This window comes from Streptomyces radicis, assembly GCF_003626575.1.
GTDB lineage: Bacteria > Actinomycetota > Actinomycetes > Streptomycetales > Streptomycetaceae > Streptomyces > Streptomyces radicis.
In genome coordinates this window covers 1-16,186 of record NZ_RBDY01000028.1, presented here as the reverse complement: position 1 = coordinate 16,186, position 16,186 = coordinate 1, and the positions used below count along the sequence as shown (strand labels likewise).

The window sequence follows — 16,186 nt, the reverse complement described above, 5'->3', positions numbered from 1 at the left end:
CCCGGGGGGCCGGGTCAGAGGTGCGGCCTGATCGCCGGGAGCAGATCCTGGAACGTACGGCCCGACGCGGGGGCGCCCAGGGCGGTCATCCGCCACCCGGCGCCCTCGCGCCGCACCTTGGCCATGATCCGCGCGGTCGACGCCCCGCCCCCGGCCAGGGTGAAACGCGCCAGCTCCGTGCCGGTGGCCCCGTCGACCACCCGGCAGAACGCGTCCCGCACGCGCGTGAAGCGCTGGCCCGTGAACGAGCTGACGGTGAAGACGATCTGGTCGATCTCCCGCGGGACCCGGCGGAGGTCGACCTCGATCGACTCGTCGTCCTCCTCGCCCGCGCCCCCGGTCGTGCTGTCGCCGGTGTGGGTGACCGAACCGTCGTCGCTCGTCAGCTTCTTGAAGTAGACGACGTCCGCGGCGCGCTCCCCGGCGAACAGCACGGCCGAGGCGTCGAGGTCGATGTCGGGACGGCTGTCGAACATCCTGCCGAGGAAGCCACGGGGGCGGCGCAGCGCCCGCCAGCCCAGGCCCATGCGGATGACGCTCGGCCCGCCGTCGTCCACCGTGCCGAGGCCGATCTCCTCGCCCGGGGACAGCTCGACGCTCATGTGCGCTCCCCTCGGGCCGCGCCCGCCGCGCCGACCCTCACCCACCCAAGGTAAGCCCAGGGCCCCGCCCTACCGCAGCCCGACCTCGCGCATCTGGCGCAGCTCCTTCTTCAGGTCGGACACCTCGTCGCGCAGCCGCGCCGCGATCTCGAACTGGAGCTCCGCCGCCGCGGCCCGCATCCGCTCGGTGAGCTGCTCGATCGTCTCGGCCAGCTCGGCCGCGGGCCGGTCGGTCAGCTCCTTGCGCCCGCCGCCGGGGGCGACGGTCGGGACCGGCGCCTTGCCCTTCCTCGCCTCGGCGGGCTTGCGGTACCCGGTGTCGAGCAGCTCCCGCGTGTCGATGTCCTCGCGGGCGATCGTGGCCACGATGTCGTTGATCTTCTTGCGGAGCGGCTGCGGGTCGATGCCGCGCTCCTCGTTGTACGCGATCTGCTTGGCCCGGCGGCGGTTCGTCTCCTCGATGGCCCGCTCCATCGCCGGGGTGACGCGGTCGGCGTACATGTGCACCTGGCCCGAGACGTTCCGCGCGGCGCGGCCGATCGTCTGGATCAGCGACGTGCCGGAGCGCAGGAAGCCCTCCTTGTCGGCGTCCAGGATCGCCACGAGCGACACCTCGGGCAGGTCGAGGCCCTCCCGCAGGAGGTTGATCCCGACGAGCACGTCGAACTCGCCCGAGCGCAGCTCGCGCAGCAGCTCCACGCGGCGCAGGGTGTCCACGTCGCTGTGCAGATAGCGGACCCTGATGCCCAGCTCCAGGAAGTAGTCGGTGAGGTCCTCGGCCATCTTCTTGGTGAGCGTGGTGACCAGCACGCGCTCGTCCTTCTCGGCGCGCCCGCGGATCTCGTGCACCAGGTCGTCGATCTGGCCCTCGGTCGGCTTGACGACGACCTCGGGGTCGATCAGGCCCGTGGGGCGGATGATCTGCTCCACGACGCCGTCGCCGCGGGACAGCTCGTACGAGCCGGGGGTGGCCGAGAGATAGACGGTCTGGCCGACGCGCCCCAGGAACTCCTCCCACTTCAACGGGCGGTTGTCCATGGCGGAGGGCAGCCGGAAGCCGTGCTCGACGAGGGTGCGCTTACGGGAGGCGTCGCCCTCGTACATCGCGCCGATCTGGGGCACGGTGTTGTGCGACTCGTCGATGACCAGCAGGAAGTCGTCGGGGAAGTAGTCGAGCAGGGTGTGCGGCGCGGTGCCCGTGTCGCGGCCGTCGATGTGCAGCGAGTAGTTCTCGATGCCGGAGCACGTGCCGATCTGCCGCATCATCTCGATGTCGTACGTCGTGCGCATCCGCAGCCGCTGCGCCTCGAGCAGCTTCCCCTGCTTCTCCAGCGTGGCCAGCCGCTCGGCCAGCTCCGACTCGATCCCTGAGATGGCCCGCTCCATGCGCTCGGGGCCCGCCACGTAGTGCGACGCCGGGAACACATACAGGTGGTCGTCGTCCGAGATCACCTCGCCGGTGAGCGGGTGCAGCGTCGAGAGCGCCTCGATCTCGTCGCCGAACATCTCGATGCGGACGGCCAACTCCTCGTAGACCGGGAAGATCTCGATCGTGTCGCCCCTGACCCGGAAGGTGCCCCGGGTGAACGCCATGTCGTTGCGCGTGTACTGGATGTCGACGAAGCGCCGCAGCAGGGCGTCCCTGTCGATCTCCTGCCCGATCCTGAGCGGCACCATCCGGTCCACGTACTCCTGCGGCGTGCCCAGGCCGTAGATGCACGAGACGGAGGCGACCACGATCACATCGCGCCGGGTGAGCAGCGAATTCGTCGCGGAGTGGCGCAGCCGCTCCACCTCCTCGTTGATCGAGGAGTCCTTCTCGATGTAGGTGTCCGTCTGCGGGACGTACGCCTCGGGCTGGTAGTAGTCGTAGTACGAGACGAAGTACTCGACGGCGTTGTTCGGCAGGAGCTCCCTGAACTCGTTCGCCAGCTGGGCGGCCAGCGTCTTGTTGGGCGCGATGACGAGGGTGGGGCGTTGCAGCCGCTCGATCATCCAGGCCGTCGTCGCCGACTTGCCCGTGCCGGTCGCACCGAGCAGCACGACGTCCTTCTCCCCACCCGTGACGCGCTTCTCCAGCTCCGCGATCGCGGAGGGCTGGTCACCGCTCGGCTGGTACTCGCTGACGACCTCGAAGGGCGCCGTGGTGCGTTCGATGTCTGAAACGGGCCGCATGCCATCCACCGTACGGCCCTCCACTGACAACGTCGTCGCGCCGACGGACGGTAGCCACGTGTTCAACTGGCGGTCACCGTTCTCCTCCCGGTGCGTTCCCGGCCGCGGGCAGCCTGCCTGCGGCCGCTCACCGGAGAACAAGGAGTCCCCCCATGCCGTCCACTTCCCCTGCCAGCCTGGCCGGGTGGCTGCTCGCGGTCACCCTCGCCGCCTTCGGCATCGCCCCCACCGCGCAGGCCACGACGGCGGACGCGCTGCCCGTGGCCCTCGTCACCGAAGGCCCGATCGTGGTCGCGCACCGCGGGGCGTCGGGCTACGCCCCCGAGAACACCCTGGCCGCCGTCGACGCCGCCGCCGAGACGGACACGGAGTGGGTCGAGACGGATGTGCAGCGCACGGCGGACGGCGTGCTCGTCCTGATGCACGACACCACGCTCGCGCGGACGACCGACGTGGAGGAGGTCTTCCCCGAGCGCGCCCCGTGGAACGTCGGCGACTTCACCGCGGCGGAGATCGCGCGCCTCGACGCGGGCAGCTGGCTCGGCGAGGAGTTCGCCGGGGAGCCGGTGCCCACGCTGGCCGACTTCGCCGACCGCCTGGAGACGCACGGCCAGCGGCTGCTCCTCGAGCTGAAGTCCCCCGAGCTCTACCCCGGCATCGAGGCCGACGTCCTTGCGGAGCTCGAGCCGCTCGGCTGGCTGGACGAGCGTCGCCCAGGTGAGCGGCTGGTGGTGCAGAGCTTCGGCGCCGCGTCGGTGCGCACGGTGCACGAGCTGGCACCCGAGGTGAAGACCGGCTTCCTCGGCACGCCCGAGGTCGGGGACATCGCCGATTTCGCGGCCTTCAGCGACCAGATCAACCCTCGGTACACCGATCTGAGCGCCGCCTACGTGGCCGCGATCCAGGCCGTGGAAGGCCCGCGGGGCGAGCCCGTCGAGGTGCACGCCTGGACGGTGAACGACGGGCCCACCGCCGTGGCCGTGGCGGAGCTCGGGGTGGACGGCATCATCAGCAACTACCCGGACGTGATCGCGCGGGCCCTCGAGGGCTGAGGGCCGAGGACCGGGGACCGGGGGGCCGGGTTGTGGGGCTGAGCCCGGCCGCGTCCCGCTGTCAGTGGGCGGCCTTAGGCTGCGGGCATGAGCGGTGACACACAGTGCGCATGGGTCGTCAGGGCGACGCCGATCGGCCCGCTGCTGCTCGCGGCGACGGTGAAGGGCCTGGTCAGCGTGCGCTTCCACGCGGACGAGCGGGAGGTGCGGCGGTCCCTGGCGCGGCTGAGGGCGGCCCTGGGGGCGCGCCTGGATCCCGGGGAGCGCCACCCGGTGCTGCTGGCCGCGTCCGCCGAGCTCGACGCGTATTTCGCGGGAGAGCTGCGCCGGTTCACCGCGCCGCTCGACTGGTCGCTGGTCTCGGGCTTCACCGAGCGGGTCCTGCGGGAGCTGGCGGCGTCGGTGCCGTTCGGCGACGTCGTGGGGTACGGGGAGCTGGCCGACCGGGTCGGGGACCGGGACGCGGCGCGCGCCGTCGGGGCCGCGATGGGCGCCAATCCCCTGCCCGTGGTCGTGCCGTGCCACCGGGTGGTGGCGGCCGACGGGGGCATAGGCGGCTTCGGCGGCGGTCTCGAGACGAAGCGGCGGCTGCTGGAGCTCGAGGGGGTGCTGCCCCCCGCGCTGTTCTGAGCGGCGCATGTCCCCCGGCCCGGCAGGGCATCACTCCTGGTGAGTGGCTGTGCACCGGGAGCGTGGGAGGGCGTGGATGGTTCGGGGGGTTCGGCGCGAGGAGCGGCGGCCCGGGCTCGCCGCGGCCCGCGTGCTGCGCAGGAGGCGGGCCGAGTCGCTGCGCAGGGCGCGGCTGCGGCGGCGCGAGCGGGGCCTTGACGCCATCCGCAGCGCCTCCCTCGAGCTGCCCGCGCTCTCGCCCGCCGAGCTGCGCGCGCTCGCGGTGCGCCACCGGAATCTGCGCGACGCGAAGCGGGCCGCGCTCTCGTGGGGACACCGGCCGAGCGCGGTCAGCGCCGAGTCGGCCGTCCCCGCGGAGCTGGCCCGCTGGCAGGTCGAGTATTTACGTGATGTGCTCGCGCCCCACAGCCTGCTGGTCGAGGCGCTGCCGCCGGGGCGCAGCCGGGCCGAGGGCTCCCGACTGCTCACCGAGCGGGTCTTCGCGGCCATAGCGGCGGCCTATCCGGTGCTGTCCCGCGAGTGCCGCAGGCAGCGGGCCGCCGCGCTGGCCGGCTGAGTCCGGTTCGGTCCGGATCACACGTCCACGTCGTGGTCCTTCAGGAACTTCACCGGGTCGACGGCCGAGCCGTAGTCCGGCGTGGTCCTGATCTCGAAGTGGAGGTGCGGGCCACTGCTGTTACCGGTGTTGCCGGAGTCGGCGATGTCCTCGCCGGTCTCGACCTGCTCGCCGGTCTCGACCTCGATCTTGGACAGGTGGGCGTACTGCGAGTACGTGCCGTCGGCGTGCTTGATCACCACGGCGTTGCCGTACGCGGGGCCGTCACCGGCTCCGTTGCCGCCCGCCTTGACCACGGTGCCGTCGCCGACGGCGTGGACGTCGGTACCGGTCGGCACGGCGAAGTCCTGGCCGCTGTGGGTCGAGGCCCAGCGCTCACCGGTGTTGCCATAGGTGCCGGTCAGCTCGTAGTCGTCGGATATGGGGTTGACCCAGTCCTTGTCCTTCTTGGCGGCGACGGTCTGAGTGGCACGGTCGGCGTCGGCGCCCTGGCCGCCCTGGCCGCCCGCCACCGCCGCGCCCGTCACGGCCACCGAGGCGCACGCGCCGGCCGCGACGATGGCGGCGGTACGGGTCTTCAGGGTCTTCTTGGCGCGGTCGATCATGGTGCTGTTCGGCATGGGGTGGTCCACCTCTGCGCTTGGGGAAATTCCAGCCGATCGGGCCGGACAACCCCATGGATAAACGGCGGCTCGGGGGGACCACAAGCACCGCCACTACGAGGCGACCCCGTAGTGGGACATCGCGGAATACAGCGGCGCGACGGGCGCGGGACACGGCGTTTCCCCGGCGTTTCCCGGGGGCGACTCCCCCACCCGCGGCCCGCGCGACCAGCGGTGCCGTTCAGGGAAAGCGGCGTTTCACCGAGGTCGTGAGCCATTCCCCCCGAAATACCCGACCGGCTCGGGACCAAAGTCCCGGACCTTTGTCATTCGCCGCTACTAATCGGCGTCGTAGGCCCGGAAATGCCTGTGGCGAGCGTCACTTTCCCGACGCTCTCCGGACGCCTTCCCGGCACTTTCCCAGCGTTGGTCCGGGCCTTGATCGGGGGCGGGAACGGCCGTCCTCAGCGAGGGAAGAGCTCGAAGGGCACGCAGGGGCGGCCGCCGAACCGGGGCGCCGCCGCCTCGGTCACCATGGCGTTCAGCTCCTGGGCGTAGGCGAGCGGCTCCAGATCGCTCAGGGCCGAGATATAGGCCCGGTGCTCGGCGAGGGAGGCGACGGCCCGCCGCAGCGAGCGCTCCCCCACGGCCCTGGCGTGCGTCGGCAGGGGCGATCCCGCCACGGCCACCCAGCGCACCCCGCCCCAGGGCTCGGCGCCGTCCGCGCTCAGCTGCTCGGGGAAGATCCAGCGGTTCCCGGCGTCGCCTGCGGCGTCGAGCACGGCCCGGCCCACGACGCGGTGGTCGGGGGTGTTCCAGTCGCGGCTGTCCCGGTCCCACGTCTCGTGGTGGTTGATGGTGATCAGCAGCTCGGGCCTGTGGGCCCTGATGGCGGCGGTCAGGTCGCGGCGCAGCGCGGGCCCCTCCTCGATGACCCCGTCGCGGTGGCCGAGGAAGGTGACGGAGTCCACGCCGACGACCGCCGCGCCGGCGATCTGCTCGCCCTCCCTGACCCGGGCGCTCTCCTCGGGCGGCAGGGTGTCGATGCCCGCCTCGCCCCGCGTCACCAGGAGATACGCGATGTCACGCCCCGCGTCGGTCCACTCGGCGACGGCCGCGGCGGCGCCGTACTCCAGGTCGTCGGGGTGGGCCACGATGGCCAGGGCCCGCCCCCAGTCCTCGGGCATGGGCTCCAGGGCTCCGCTCACCGCCGCCTCCTTCGTCACCGCCCCGGCGCCACCGCCCGGGCCGCCCCGACGTCGCCGCCCGGGCCCTCACCGTCCGCGGCGGAACGGTCCCGTGCCCCGCCGCCCGCACATCCTAGGGTCGGGCACGCCGCTGACCCGTCACGCCGCCGCTTCCGTCAGCCGACGGCGGCACCGTTCGGCGCGCCTGGCCAGCGCGTCCCAGCTCGGGGACGCGGCCGTGGAGTCCTCGCGGCGCACCGCGAGGGCCCGTTCACACAGCGCGAGGGCGGTCGCGTGGTCGCCGAACTCGCGCTCGTGGTGCTGGGACAGCCGGTTGAACAGGGCGGGGTCGCGCGCCCCGCGGTCCAGCGCCCACTGCCACAGCCGCACGGCCTCGCCGATCCGGTCGAGCCGCTCCCACGCCTGCCCGGCGTAGCGGGCGCCGCGGCCCAGGGCCGCCAGGTCCCCGGCCGCGGCCAGCAGCGGAAGCCGCGCGGCCAGCTCGTCGGGGTGGGCGGTGGCGGGGCCGTAGTGCGAGACGAGCGCGGACCCTGCGCTCCCGGTGTCGCACAGCCCGATCGCCTCGCACGACCAGCAGCTCCCGCAGCCGGGCAGCGCGGCGATGGCGGCGGCGGACGCGGGGAACAGGGCCAGCAGGTGGGCGGGGGCGCGGGCACCCCGGTCGAGGGCGGCCAGCTGGGCCACGATCCGCGCGATGTCCTCGCGGTGCGCCTCGTCGGGCGCCGCGAGCTGGAGCCACAGGCCGGTGCGCAGCGCGTCATGGGCGAGCTGAGGCCGCGCCGGGCCGAACACCGAGGTCTCCTCGCACAGCATGCCGCCCAGCCACCCCCACAGGCGCCCCGCCTCGGGGCAGCCGTCGGCCTCGAGCGCCGCGAGCGCCCGCCGCCAGCCGTCGGCGCCGCCCTCCCAGCGGGCGATGGTCAGGTGCCCGGCGCGGTGCTCGTCGCCGATGCCCTCGGTCTCGGCGTCGCAGCGCATCCGCCTGCGCCGCCCCTCGCGGAGCAGCACGGCGGACGGTGCGCTCAGCCCGGCCAGGCCCGTATGACCGGCCGCGGCGGCGCGGCGCAGCAGCTCGGTGAGGAGCGCGGCGGTGACCTCGGCGTCGGAGTCCGCGCGGTGGGCGCGGTGCGGGATGCCCAACGCGGCGACGCACGTGGTCAGTCGGTGGTTCTCCAGCTCGGGCAGGAAGCGCCGGGCCAGGGCCAGGGTGTCGAGGGCGGTGTCCGGGAGGCCGCCGGTGCCCGCGCGCTCCAGCTCCATCGCGAGGAACGCCAGGTCGAACCCGGCGTTGTGCGCCACGAGCACCGCGCCGTCGAGCCGCGCGACGATCTCGGGGACGAGGTCGGCGAAGCGCGGAGCGGCGGCGGCCTGCGCGTTGGTGATGCCGTGTATCTCGACGGGGCCCGTGTCGCGGCCCGGGTCGACCAGGCTCGTCCAGCGGTCGGTGATCCGCCCCCGCTCGACGGTCACCAGGGCGAGGGAGACCATGCGGTCGCCGCGCTCGGGGCTGAACCCGGTCGTCTCGCAGTCGAGCACCACGAAGCGGTCCCCGAGCGGCGCGGGCGGCCCGGGGAGGATGTCGGCCGTCATCGGGGCCTCAGCGCCAGCCGTGCCGCAGCTGGAGGGCGTGCACCACCCGGTTGAACCGGGCGCGGTCCAGGGCGCACGCCTCGCGCCGCATGCCCAGGGGGTGCACGCGCAGCACGCGGTCGAGGTGCACCCAGGAGTCGCGCCCCGAGCGGTCCCACGGGCCCGAACCGAGCGGCATCCACTCGGCGTCGCCGTCCCGGTCGCGGCTGGTGAGCTGGACGGCGAGCAACGAGTCACGGCCGTCCTCGCGCGCGACCACGAGCACGGGACGGTCCTTGCCGCGGCCGTCGTTCTCCTCGTAGGGGACCCAGGTCCACACGACCTCGCCGGGGTCGGGATCGCCGTCGGGCTCGGGGGCGTACTGCGTGCGCACGGAACCGACTTCGCGCGGCTCGACCTCGACGGTGGCCGCCGGGCCCGTGCGCCCGGGTATCTGTTCTGTCCTGATGCGATCCATGCCGCACACGCTATCCCCGGCCACTGACAGACGGTCCTGGAGCGGGCCCTCCGACGGTCGCTGTCAGTGCCGGGGCCTAACGTTCGGAGCAGGTGATCCCGGGCCATCAGGGTCAGGGGGGAAGGAGTCTGCCGTGCCCGAGGCCACGACGTATCTGGAGCTCTCCGAAGAGGGCGGCGGCGCGCACAAGTTCTACGAGGTCTCGGTGCACGGGGCGGCGGTGACGGTCCGTTACGGGCGGATCGGCGCCGCGGGGCAGTCGAAGACGACGTCGTTCGCGACGGTGGCCAAGGCGCGGGCGGCGGCGAACCGGAAGATAGACGAGAAGGTCCGCAAGGGGTACGCGCTGGCGGTGCCCGGCCACCGCCAGGCCCGCTCGGTGACGCGCCGTCAGGTGGTCTCGGCGCCCTCGACGGCGCGGGCGGTGGCGCCGGTGCTGTGGCGGTTCCGCACGGGCACGGCGGCGTTCGGCATCCACATCGACCGCGACCGCTGCTGGGTGGGCAATCAGAGCGGCGACGTCTACACGCTGGCGCACGACGGCGAGGTGCTGGCCAGGTACTCGCTGCCCGACGGGGTCAAGTGCCTGGTGGCGGACGACTTCTGGATCTACGCGGGGTGCGACGACGGCACGGTGTACGACCTGTCGTCCAAGCTGCCGTTCGCCGCGTACGACATCGCGGACGACGTGGACATCTTCTGGCTCGACATCCACGAGGGCGTGCTGCACGTCTCCGACCGGCAGGGCGGGCTCACCGTCATCGACCACGAGGACGAGCTGAAGTGGTCGCGCGGCGGCAGGGGCGACCACGCCTGGATGGTGCGACGGGACGACGCGGCGGTGTACCACGGGCACAGCAGGGGCGTGACGGCGTATTACCCCGACAGCAGCGGCGAGCTGTGGCACACGCCGACCACCGGCTCGGTGCTGTTCGGCTGGCAGGAGGCCGACGCGGTGTACGCGGGCACCAACAGGAAGGTGGTGCAGCGCCTTTCGAAGGCGACCGGGCGGATCGAGGCGACGTACGCCTGCGACTCGGTGGTGTACTCGTGCGCGGCGGCGCCCGACGGCAGGTACGTGTTCGCGGGGGACTACGCCTCCTCGATCTACTGCTTCGCGCAGGACGGCACCCGGCTGTGGAAGCTGGGCACGGGCGCGGGCTCGGCCCTGTCGATGCAGTATCTGGACGAGCAGCTCTTCGTGGTGACCACCGACGGCTCGCTGGCCTGCGTGGACGCGAGCGACGCGGCGATCGAGGCGGCCAAGGCCGGGACGGTGCCCGAGGCCGTGGACATCAAGTCGGCGGCGGCGCTGCCGACATACGCCCCGGGCGCGGCGGTCGAGACGGTCGCGGCGGCGCCGAGCGGCGGGGTGGTCGTGGAGTGCGTGCAGGAGGGCGCGCGGCTGCGGATGCGCGTGATCACCTCCGGGTACCGCCCCGAGTGGAACGTCCAGTTCCCCCGGCACATCCGCCAGCCAGGGGCGCGTTACGTGGTGGACGAGTTGCACGCGTCATCGGGCGGGTTCTACCGGGTGCGTGGCGAGATACGGCGCCTGGCCTGACGCCCCGCCGGTCCCCGCGACGCTACGGTGACCCCATGGCGACGGAGACGATGCGGGCCTGGGTCGTGCCCTCCCCGGGACGGCTCGAGGCGGTGACGCTGCCGGTGCCGCGGCCCGCGGACGACGAGCTGCTGGTGCGCGTCAGGACGTGTGGCGTGTGCCGCACGGACCTGCATGTGCGGGACGGCGACCTGCCGCCGCACCGCAGCCGCGTGGTGCCGGGGCACGAGGTGGTCGGCGAGGTGGTGGCGGCGGGCCCGGCGGCGTCTGCGCACGCGGTGGGCGACCGGGTCGGCGTTCCCTGGCTGCGGCACACGTGCGGGCGCTGCCGCTTCTGCGCGCGCGGCCAGGAGAACCTCTGCCCGCACTCCCGCTACACCGGCTGGGACGCGGACGGCGGCTACGCCGAGTACGTCACCGTCCCCGCGGACTACGCCTACGAGCTGCCCGACGGGTTCACCGACGAGGAGCTGGCGCCGCTGCTGTGCGCCGGGATCATCGGGTACCGGGCGCTGCGGCGGGCCGACCTGCCCGAGGGCGGTCGGCTCGGCGTCTACGGGTTCGGCGGCTCCGCGCACCTCACGGCGCAGGTGGCGATCGGCCGGGGCGCCAGCGTTCACGTGCTGACGCGCTCGCGGGAGGCGCGGCGCCTCGCCCTTGACCTCGGCGCGGCCTCGGCGGGGGACGCGGCGGCCCGCCCGCCCGAGCCGCTGGACGCGGCGATCCTGTTCGCGCCGGTGGGCGACCTGGTGCCGGTGGCCCTCGAGGCGCTGGACGCGGGCGGCACGCTGAGCATCGCGGGCATCTACCTCTCGGAGATCCCGGCGCTCGACTACGAGCGGCACCTCTTCCGGGAGCGCACGGTGCGCAGCGTGACGGCCAACACCCGGGAGGACGGGCGGGAGTTCCTGGCCGCTGCGGCGCGGTACGGGGTGCGGACGACGGTGATGCCGTATCCGTTCGACCGCGCGGACGCCGCACTCGACGACCTCGCGGCCGACCGCGTCACGGGGGCGGCCGTGCTGACGATGCCCGGCGCCTGAGGGCCCTCGCCGCCTTCAGAACTGGGCGGTGCGCAGCGCCCGTTCGCGCACCGTGTCGAGGAAGCTCGGCACGTCCTCCATCCGCGTGCCGGTGCACTGGATGATCAGGTCCATCACGTCGCCCGCTGACAGCGCGCCCACCACCGGGTGCACATGGGCGAGGCCGATGCGCTCCTCCATGCGCTTGAGCACGTGGATCGCGAGGTTCAGCTCGGGCACCCGGCTGGTGTGGCCGAAGTCGAGATTCTGCTTGATCACCCACATCTCGGGGATGATCTGCCCGAAGACGATGACATGGGCCAGCGCGAACATCGACCGCGCGCACTGGCGGGCGCTCTCCTCCGTCTCGTCCTGGAGGGCCTGCACCGCCTCCTCGTCCTCCGCGAGGTGCGCCTGGATCAACGCCACCGCGTGCAGCACCTCGTCCGTGGTGTACGGCTTTCCCGACTCGTCCACCAGCCACCGCCCCTGTCACTGTCCGCCGATCGTGCGGACACCCAGTGTTGCAGGTTCGTCGCCGTGCGGCAGCCGTTCGTCACCCAACGCCCCCCGTCGCATGAGGATTCGGTCAGGAAGGGGCGTCGGGGCCCGGCGCCCAGGCGGGCCGCTTCGGGTCGTCGGCGCGCACGACGACGTCCGCGCGCTCCGCGGGGGCGGTCTCGCGCTCGTACCGTGCGAAGGCGGGCAGCGTCCAGCGTTCGTCCTCGGGGGTACGCCGCCCGAGCGCGCCGGGCGACAGGCTCAGATGCACGGACAGGTCCGCCGGGAACCAACGCCCCAGCAGGAACGTACCGTGCAGCAGGAGAACGCCGCCGGGCGGCAGCTCGACATAGGGGCTGCGGGTGGCCCGGTCCCGCTCGGGGTCCCACAGGTCGGGCAGCACCCGGCCGCTGCCGCCGGGGTCCAACGGCGTGAACACCTCGCGCCACAGCGCCCGTTCGTCGAGCCACAGGTCGAGATGGGCGTCGGCGTCCCGCTTGCCGTACTCGTACCGCAGCGACGCCGCCCGCAGAAAGCCCGCGGCCGCCACCACAAGCGCCTCGCGCCCGCGCAGCCGCAGCTCCCGCGCCATGCCGTCGGCCAGCGCCGCGCCCCCGGCGACGGGCGCACCGTCGATCACCACGCGCGCCCACTCCCCGGTCATCCCCGCCACCCGGTCCACCAGCTCCCCGGTGAGCCGCTCCCAGCTGATCGCCTCCATCCGCATCCCCCCATCCTCCCGCCCTCACCGGGCGCCTCGGCACGCCCCACCCGCCCCCGGCGCATCAGTTTCCCGAAAATCTGACGAACTGCCCCACCAATCCATCACACTTACTCCCTCACCAAGGGGAGGACGACACGATGAACGCACATACGCCGCGCTGGGGCCGCAAGCGCTTCGTCATTCCCGCGCTGCTCGTCGCGGGGTTCCTGGGGATCGGGATCGGCGCCTCGGGGGAGGGCGCGGCCGAGGAGAGCGCCGCGGAGCCGATACCCACGGCCACCGTGACCGCCACCGTCACGGCCACCGCCGAGCCGGAGCCGCGGCCCGACCCCGAGCCCGCGCCCACGGTCACCACCACCGAGACGGTCACCGCCACGGCCACCGTGACCGCGCCGCCGGTCGCCGACGACAACGGGTCGGGGGGCGGGGACGAGGAGCCCGAGGCGCCTTCGAGCGTGTACTACGAGAACTGCGACGCGGCGCGCGACGCCGGTGCCGCGCCCGTGTACGCGGGCGACCCCGGCTATGGCCGCCATCTGGACCGGGACGGGGACGGCGTCGGCTGCGAGTAGCCGCGCGGGCCACGGCATGAGATGAGACATGAGGTGGGACCCGGGGTCTAGCCAAACCCCGGGCCCCTGTGGATCCGTCCGTGGCACGCCCCGGCTGTTCATGAGGCGGGTCAGTGCCCAGCGCGTGCTCTGCCTTTGAGCCACCGCCGCGTGTGGCGCGGCGGGCCGGATTCGAACCGGCAATCTCGACGCTTCTGCCCGCGTCCGGTCGCCCGGGCGATGGACGGGATGCTGAGTCTGGAGCGAGAGTCTGAGATTGATGTCCTCATGACAAGCTTCAGCGTCAGCTTGCGCTCCTCAGGCGCACCCCGGCCGCACGCGCCGAACGCGGCCGCCGGGGAGATGGAAAGACTATCCGCTCGCCGTCGGACGCGTCAGCTGAACAGATAGCCGAATATGGCGTCGCCCACCCGCTGGTCGGTGACCTCCATGCCGTTGGCCTCCTCCCGGGCGAACTTCACCGCCTGCTGAAGCTTCTCGATCCGCTCCAGCAGCTCGTTCACCCGGCGGGCGGGCAGCGCGCCGGAGAACTTGACGGTCGTCCAGTACCCGACGGGGATGTCCTCGTAGTACACCTCGACCTGCGCCGGGTGCTTCTCGGTCGCCTCCGCCTTCACATGGTTGCGCGGGACCTTCTTGGTCCTGACCGTGCGCACGACGTCCGTCCTCCACCAGTCCGTCGAGCCGTCGAGCGTCCAGGACTCCGCGGCGTCGAGCACCGGCAGCTTCCGCAGGAACGCGCCGAGCTCGCCCAACTGCTTCTCCAGGAACAGCAGATACGCCACCGGCACATCGCGCAGCAACGGCTGCCCGTCCACGGTCACATCGGCGCTCGCCGTCCGGTTCGCCCAGTCCTTGGTGGCGGTCACGTCGAACAGCCGGGTGAGCGTCTTCGCGGACTCGCGGAGCACGTCCTCCGCCTTGACCTGCACGCGCGTGGACTCGGGCGGCAGCTGCTCGCCCTCCTCGTCCTTCGGCTGGTACGTCCGCGAGATCCCGGCCAGCAGCGCGGGCTTCGTCAGCCCGTGATGCACCCCCGCCAGGTCCTGCTGCACCTTGGACTTGACGCCCTTCTCCACCGCGATGATCTGATTGAGCTTCGCCACATGAGCACCGTAGTCCCCCGCACACCCGTACGGCGACCCAATTCGGCGCACCCGAGGCGACCTTCCCACCGCGCCCCGCGCGCCGCACGATAGAGCCCATGGACACAGACACGGGTCGGGCACAGCTGGAGCTGTATGTGGAGGCGCTGCGAAGCAGGTTGGCGCCGGATCAGTTCATCGTGTTAATGCGGGCGTTCACCGTCTGCCGGGGCGCGGGGTCGGCGCTCGCGCCCGGCCTCTCGCTCACCGCGCAGGAGCAGGAGCTGTTCACGCCCGAGGTGCAGAGCGAGATGCTCACGCTCATGGCGATGGGCATGGACACGATCAGGAGGCCGCGGGAGTGGCCATGGACGCGCGACGCGGGCGCGGTTCACCGGTGATCGCGGCGCGGAGTGACATCTTTTTCACGAGCCGGGGTCGTGGCGTGCGACCGGAGTGAAAGGGGCCGCGCATGCGGGAGGTACCCGAGCAGCTTGCCGATCTGGTCAAACGGAGCAACGAGCCCGTGGTGATCCAGACGCTCCGCTCGACGGCCGCCGCGACCATCTCCTACATCGTCGCCCTCTGGGTGACCGACGTCGAGGCGCCCCTGCTCGCGCCCCTGACCGCGCTCCTGGTCGTCCAGGTCACCCTCTTCGCCACGATCACCACCGGCATCCGCCGCGTGAACTCCGTGATCGCGGGCGTCCTCATCGCCACCGCGTTCAGCGCCCTGGTCGGCCTCAGCTGGTGGAGCCTCGCCCTGCTGATCCTGACGTCGCTCTCGATCGGTCACCTGGTGCGGGTGAGCGAGTTCGTCCCCGAGGTGGCGATCAGCGCGATGCTCGTCCTGGGCGTCGCCCAGGTGACCGCCACCGCGCTCGACCGCGTCGTGGAAACGGTGATCGGCGCCGTCGTCGGGCTGCTGTTCAACATCATCTTCGTGCCGCCCCTCTGGGTCGGCTCCGCGGGCGAGGACATCGAGGAGCAGGCGCGGCGCATGCGCGAGCTGCTGCGCAGGCTCAGCGAGGAGGCCGAGCAGGGCCGCAGCCCCGTCCAGCGGGTCTCCGCCAAGCTCAACGAGGCCCGGCGCCTCGACCAGGACATCGCCCAGGTGGACGCCTCCATCAGCCAGGCGGAGGAGAGTCTGCGCTTCAACCCCAGGGTCAAGGAACCCCTGGTCACCCGCATCGTGCTGCGCACCGGGCTCGACACCCTCGAGGTGTGCGCGGTCATCCTGCGCACCCTCACCCAGACGATGCGCGACCTCGCCGCCCGCCGCGCCGACGAGCCGCTGTTCCCGCCCGAGGTGGCCCCCGCCCTCCAGGAGCTGCTCGCCAACCTCGCGGGCGCCGTCGACAGCTTCGCGACCCTGATCACCAGCCAGGTCAGCACGGCGGCCGACGAGGCCGAGGCGTTCCTGGCCGTCGAGCTCGACGCCGCCCGCGTCAGCCGCGAACACGTCGCGCGGCTGCTCCTCGAACGCGTCCAGGAACACCCACAGCAGTGGCAGCTCCATGGCTCCCTGCTGGCCGAAGTGGACCGGATGCTCGATGAGTTGGACATCGACAAGCGGTCGATGCACCTGGCCGAGGAGCTGGACCGCGCCGCGAGCCAGCAGCGCCAGCGCTTCCCGCGCCTGCGCCGGATCGCCGGCTACCCGCTGCGGGTGGCCCGCAGGAGCAGACGCGCCATCAGGAGCTCGGCCCCGCGCCGACGCTAGTAGTGCTTGGTCAGGTTGGTATGGGTGTGGGTATGTCACGGTGACAGGTGGGGCAGGCGCCGGTCCAGACCGCGAGGAGCGTCTGCAACTCGCGGATGACCTGGTAGAGGCTCAGGCTGGCGC

General features: G+C 72.7%; 17 protein-coding genes. 8 read left to right on the top strand and 9 right to left on the bottom strand.

Features of this window, described 5'->3' with window-relative positions:
• Positions 1-14: 14 nt before the first annotated feature.
• Positions 15-602 carry a TerD family protein gene (locus D7318_RS25945; RefSeq protein ID WP_120699643.1) on the bottom strand — a complete coding sequence of 196 codons (588 nt, stop codon included), beginning with the start codon at positions 600-602 and terminating at the stop codon, positions 15-17.
• Between the two features lie 69 nt (positions 603-671).
• Positions 672-2,777, bottom strand: coding sequence for an excinuclease ABC subunit UvrB (gene uvrB, locus D7318_RS25940; RefSeq protein ID WP_120699642.1), 2,106 nt, complete (start codon positions 2,775-2,777; stop codon positions 672-674).
• Positions 2,778-2,929: 152 nt separating this feature from the next.
• Here uvrB and D7318_RS25935 point away from each other — a divergent pair, with 152 nt between their 5' ends.
• From D7318_RS25935 to D7318_RS25925, 3 genes are all read left to right on the top strand, one after another.
• Positions 2,930-3,829 carry a glycerophosphodiester phosphodiesterase gene (locus D7318_RS25935; protein WP_120699641.1) on the top strand — a complete coding sequence of 300 codons (900 nt, stop codon included), beginning with the start codon at positions 2,930-2,932 and terminating at the stop codon, positions 3,827-3,829.
• A gap of 87 nt (positions 3,830-3,916) precedes the next feature.
• Entirely contained in the window at positions 3,917-4,459 is a 543-nt protein-coding gene (locus D7318_RS25930) for a methylated-DNA--[protein]-cysteine S-methyltransferase (RefSeq protein WP_120699640.1), read from the top strand.
• 76 nt (positions 4,460-4,535) lie between these two features.
• On the top strand, positions 4,536-5,015 hold the full coding sequence (locus D7318_RS25925) for a hypothetical protein (RefSeq protein WP_120699639.1): 480 nt from the start codon (positions 4,536-4,538) through the stop codon (positions 5,013-5,015).
• Between the two features lie 17 nt (positions 5,016-5,032).
• Here the strand turns inward: D7318_RS25925 and D7318_RS25920 are convergent, their stop codons facing one another.
• The 4 genes from D7318_RS25920 to D7318_RS25905 form a co-directional block, all read right to left on the bottom strand.
• On the bottom strand, positions 5,033-5,635 hold the full coding sequence (locus D7318_RS25920; RefSeq protein ID WP_230424079.1) for a M23 family metallopeptidase: 603 nt from the start codon (positions 5,633-5,635) through the stop codon (positions 5,033-5,035).
• 446 nt (positions 5,636-6,081) lie between these two features.
• Positions 6,082-6,804, bottom strand: a complete 723-nt coding sequence (locus tag D7318_RS25915) for a PIG-L deacetylase family protein (protein ID WP_183091613.1) — start codon at positions 6,802-6,804, stop codon at positions 6,082-6,084.
• A 159-nt stretch (positions 6,805-6,963) separates the two neighbouring features.
• Positions 6,964-8,415, bottom strand: a complete 1,452-nt coding sequence (locus tag D7318_RS25910; protein ID WP_120699637.1) for a 3'-5' exonuclease — start codon at positions 8,413-8,415, stop codon at positions 6,964-6,966.
• Positions 8,416-8,422: 7 nt separating this feature from the next.
• Complete coding sequence (locus D7318_RS25905; RefSeq protein WP_120699636.1) at positions 8,423-8,872, bottom strand: type II toxin-antitoxin system PemK/MazF family toxin; 450 nt, start codon at positions 8,870-8,872, stop codon at positions 8,423-8,425.
• A gap of 133 nt (positions 8,873-9,005) precedes the next feature.
• Between D7318_RS25905 and D7318_RS25900 the strand changes: the two genes are divergently transcribed.
• Entirely contained in the window at positions 9,006-10,436 is a 1,431-nt protein-coding gene (locus tag D7318_RS25900) for a WGR domain-containing protein (protein WP_120699635.1), read from the top strand.
• Between the two features lie 50 nt (positions 10,437-10,486).
• Positions 10,487-11,479: a zinc-binding alcohol dehydrogenase family protein gene (locus tag D7318_RS25895; RefSeq protein WP_183091614.1), complete on the top strand. Its 993-nt coding sequence runs from the start codon at positions 10,487-10,489 to the stop codon at positions 11,477-11,479.
• A 15-nt stretch (positions 11,480-11,494) separates the two neighbouring features.
• Here the strand turns inward: D7318_RS25895 and D7318_RS33040 are convergent, their stop codons facing one another.
• Both D7318_RS33040 and D7318_RS25885 read right to left on the bottom strand, forming a co-directional pair.
• Positions 11,495-11,935, bottom strand: a complete 441-nt coding sequence (locus D7318_RS33040; RefSeq protein WP_183091612.1) for a DUF6224 family protein — start codon at positions 11,933-11,935, stop codon at positions 11,495-11,497.
• A gap of 112 nt (positions 11,936-12,047) precedes the next feature.
• Positions 12,048-12,686, bottom strand: a complete 639-nt coding sequence (locus D7318_RS25885) for a nucleoside/nucleotide kinase family protein (RefSeq protein ID WP_120699633.1) — start codon at positions 12,684-12,686, stop codon at positions 12,048-12,050.
• A 134-nt stretch (positions 12,687-12,820) separates the two neighbouring features.
• Here D7318_RS25885 and D7318_RS25880 point away from each other — a divergent pair, with 134 nt between their 5' ends.
• Positions 12,821-13,255, top strand: coding sequence for an excalibur calcium-binding domain-containing protein (locus D7318_RS25880; protein WP_120699632.1), 435 nt, complete (start codon positions 12,821-12,823; stop codon positions 13,253-13,255).
• 374 nt (positions 13,256-13,629) lie between these two features.
• Here D7318_RS25880 and D7318_RS25875 read toward each other — a convergent pair whose 3' ends face one another.
• Positions 13,630-14,361 carry a DUF7873 family protein gene (locus tag D7318_RS25875; protein WP_120699631.1) on the bottom strand — a complete coding sequence of 244 codons (732 nt, stop codon included), beginning with the start codon at positions 14,359-14,361 and terminating at the stop codon, positions 13,630-13,632.
• 98 nt (positions 14,362-14,459) lie between these two features.
• On the opposite strand from D7318_RS25875, the gene D7318_RS25870 reads away from it, so the two are divergent.
• Together D7318_RS25870 and D7318_RS25865 are read left to right on the top strand one after the other, a co-directional pair.
• Positions 14,460-14,741 (top strand): hypothetical protein, encoded by a 282-nt coding sequence (locus tag D7318_RS25870; protein WP_120699630.1) that lies wholly within the window; start codon positions 14,460-14,462, stop codon positions 14,739-14,741.
• A gap of 71 nt (positions 14,742-14,812) precedes the next feature.
• A complete protein-coding gene (locus D7318_RS25865; RefSeq protein ID WP_120699629.1) occupies positions 14,813-16,063 on the top strand; it encodes an FUSC family protein in 1,251 nt (416 codons plus the stop codon).
• The last annotated feature ends 123 nt before the right edge of the window (positions 16,064-16,186 follow it).

Coding starts and splice junctions, on each gene's coding strand:
- D7318_RS25945 (WP_120699643.1), bottom strand. CDS start 602: ATGAGCGTCGAGCTGTCCCCGGGCGAGGAGATCGGCCTCGGCACGGTG.
- uvrB (WP_120699642.1), bottom strand. CDS start 2,777: ATGCGGCCCGTTTCAGACATCGAACGCACCACGGCGCCCTTCGAGGTC.
- D7318_RS25935 (WP_120699641.1), top strand. CDS start 2,930: ATGCCGTCCACTTCCCCTGCCAGCCTGGCCGGGTGGCTGCTCGCGGTC.
- D7318_RS25930 (WP_120699640.1), top strand. CDS start 3,917: ATGAGCGGTGACACACAGTGCGCATGGGTCGTCAGGGCGACGCCGATC.
- D7318_RS25925 (WP_120699639.1), top strand. CDS start 4,536: ATGGTTCGGGGGGTTCGGCGCGAGGAGCGGCGGCCCGGGCTCGCCGCG.
- D7318_RS25920 (WP_230424079.1), bottom strand. CDS start 5,635: ATGCCGAACAGCACCATGATCGACCGCGCCAAGAAGACCCTGAAGACC.
- D7318_RS25915 (WP_183091613.1), bottom strand. CDS start 6,804: ATGCCCGAGGACTGGGGGCGGGCCCTGGCCATCGTGGCCCACCCCGAC.
- D7318_RS25910 (WP_120699637.1), bottom strand. CDS start 8,415: ATGACGGCCGACATCCTCCCCGGGCCGCCCGCGCCGCTCGGGGACCGC.
- D7318_RS25905 (WP_120699636.1), bottom strand. CDS start 8,872: ATGGATCGCATCAGGACAGAACAGATACCCGGGCGCACGGGCCCGGCG.
- D7318_RS25895 (WP_183091614.1), top strand. CDS start 10,487: ATGCGGGCCTGGGTCGTGCCCTCCCCGGGACGGCTCGAGGCGGTGACG.
- D7318_RS25885 (WP_120699633.1), bottom strand. CDS start 12,686: ATGCGGATGGAGGCGATCAGCTGGGAGCGGCTCACCGGGGAGCTGGTG.
- D7318_RS25880 (WP_120699632.1), top strand. CDS start 12,821: ATGAACGCACATACGCCGCGCTGGGGCCGCAAGCGCTTCGTCATTCCC.
- D7318_RS25870 (WP_120699630.1), top strand. CDS start 14,460: ATGGACACAGACACGGGTCGGGCACAGCTGGAGCTGTATGTGGAGGCG.
- D7318_RS25865 (WP_120699629.1), top strand. CDS start 14,813: ATGCGGGAGGTACCCGAGCAGCTTGCCGATCTGGTCAAACGGAGCAAC.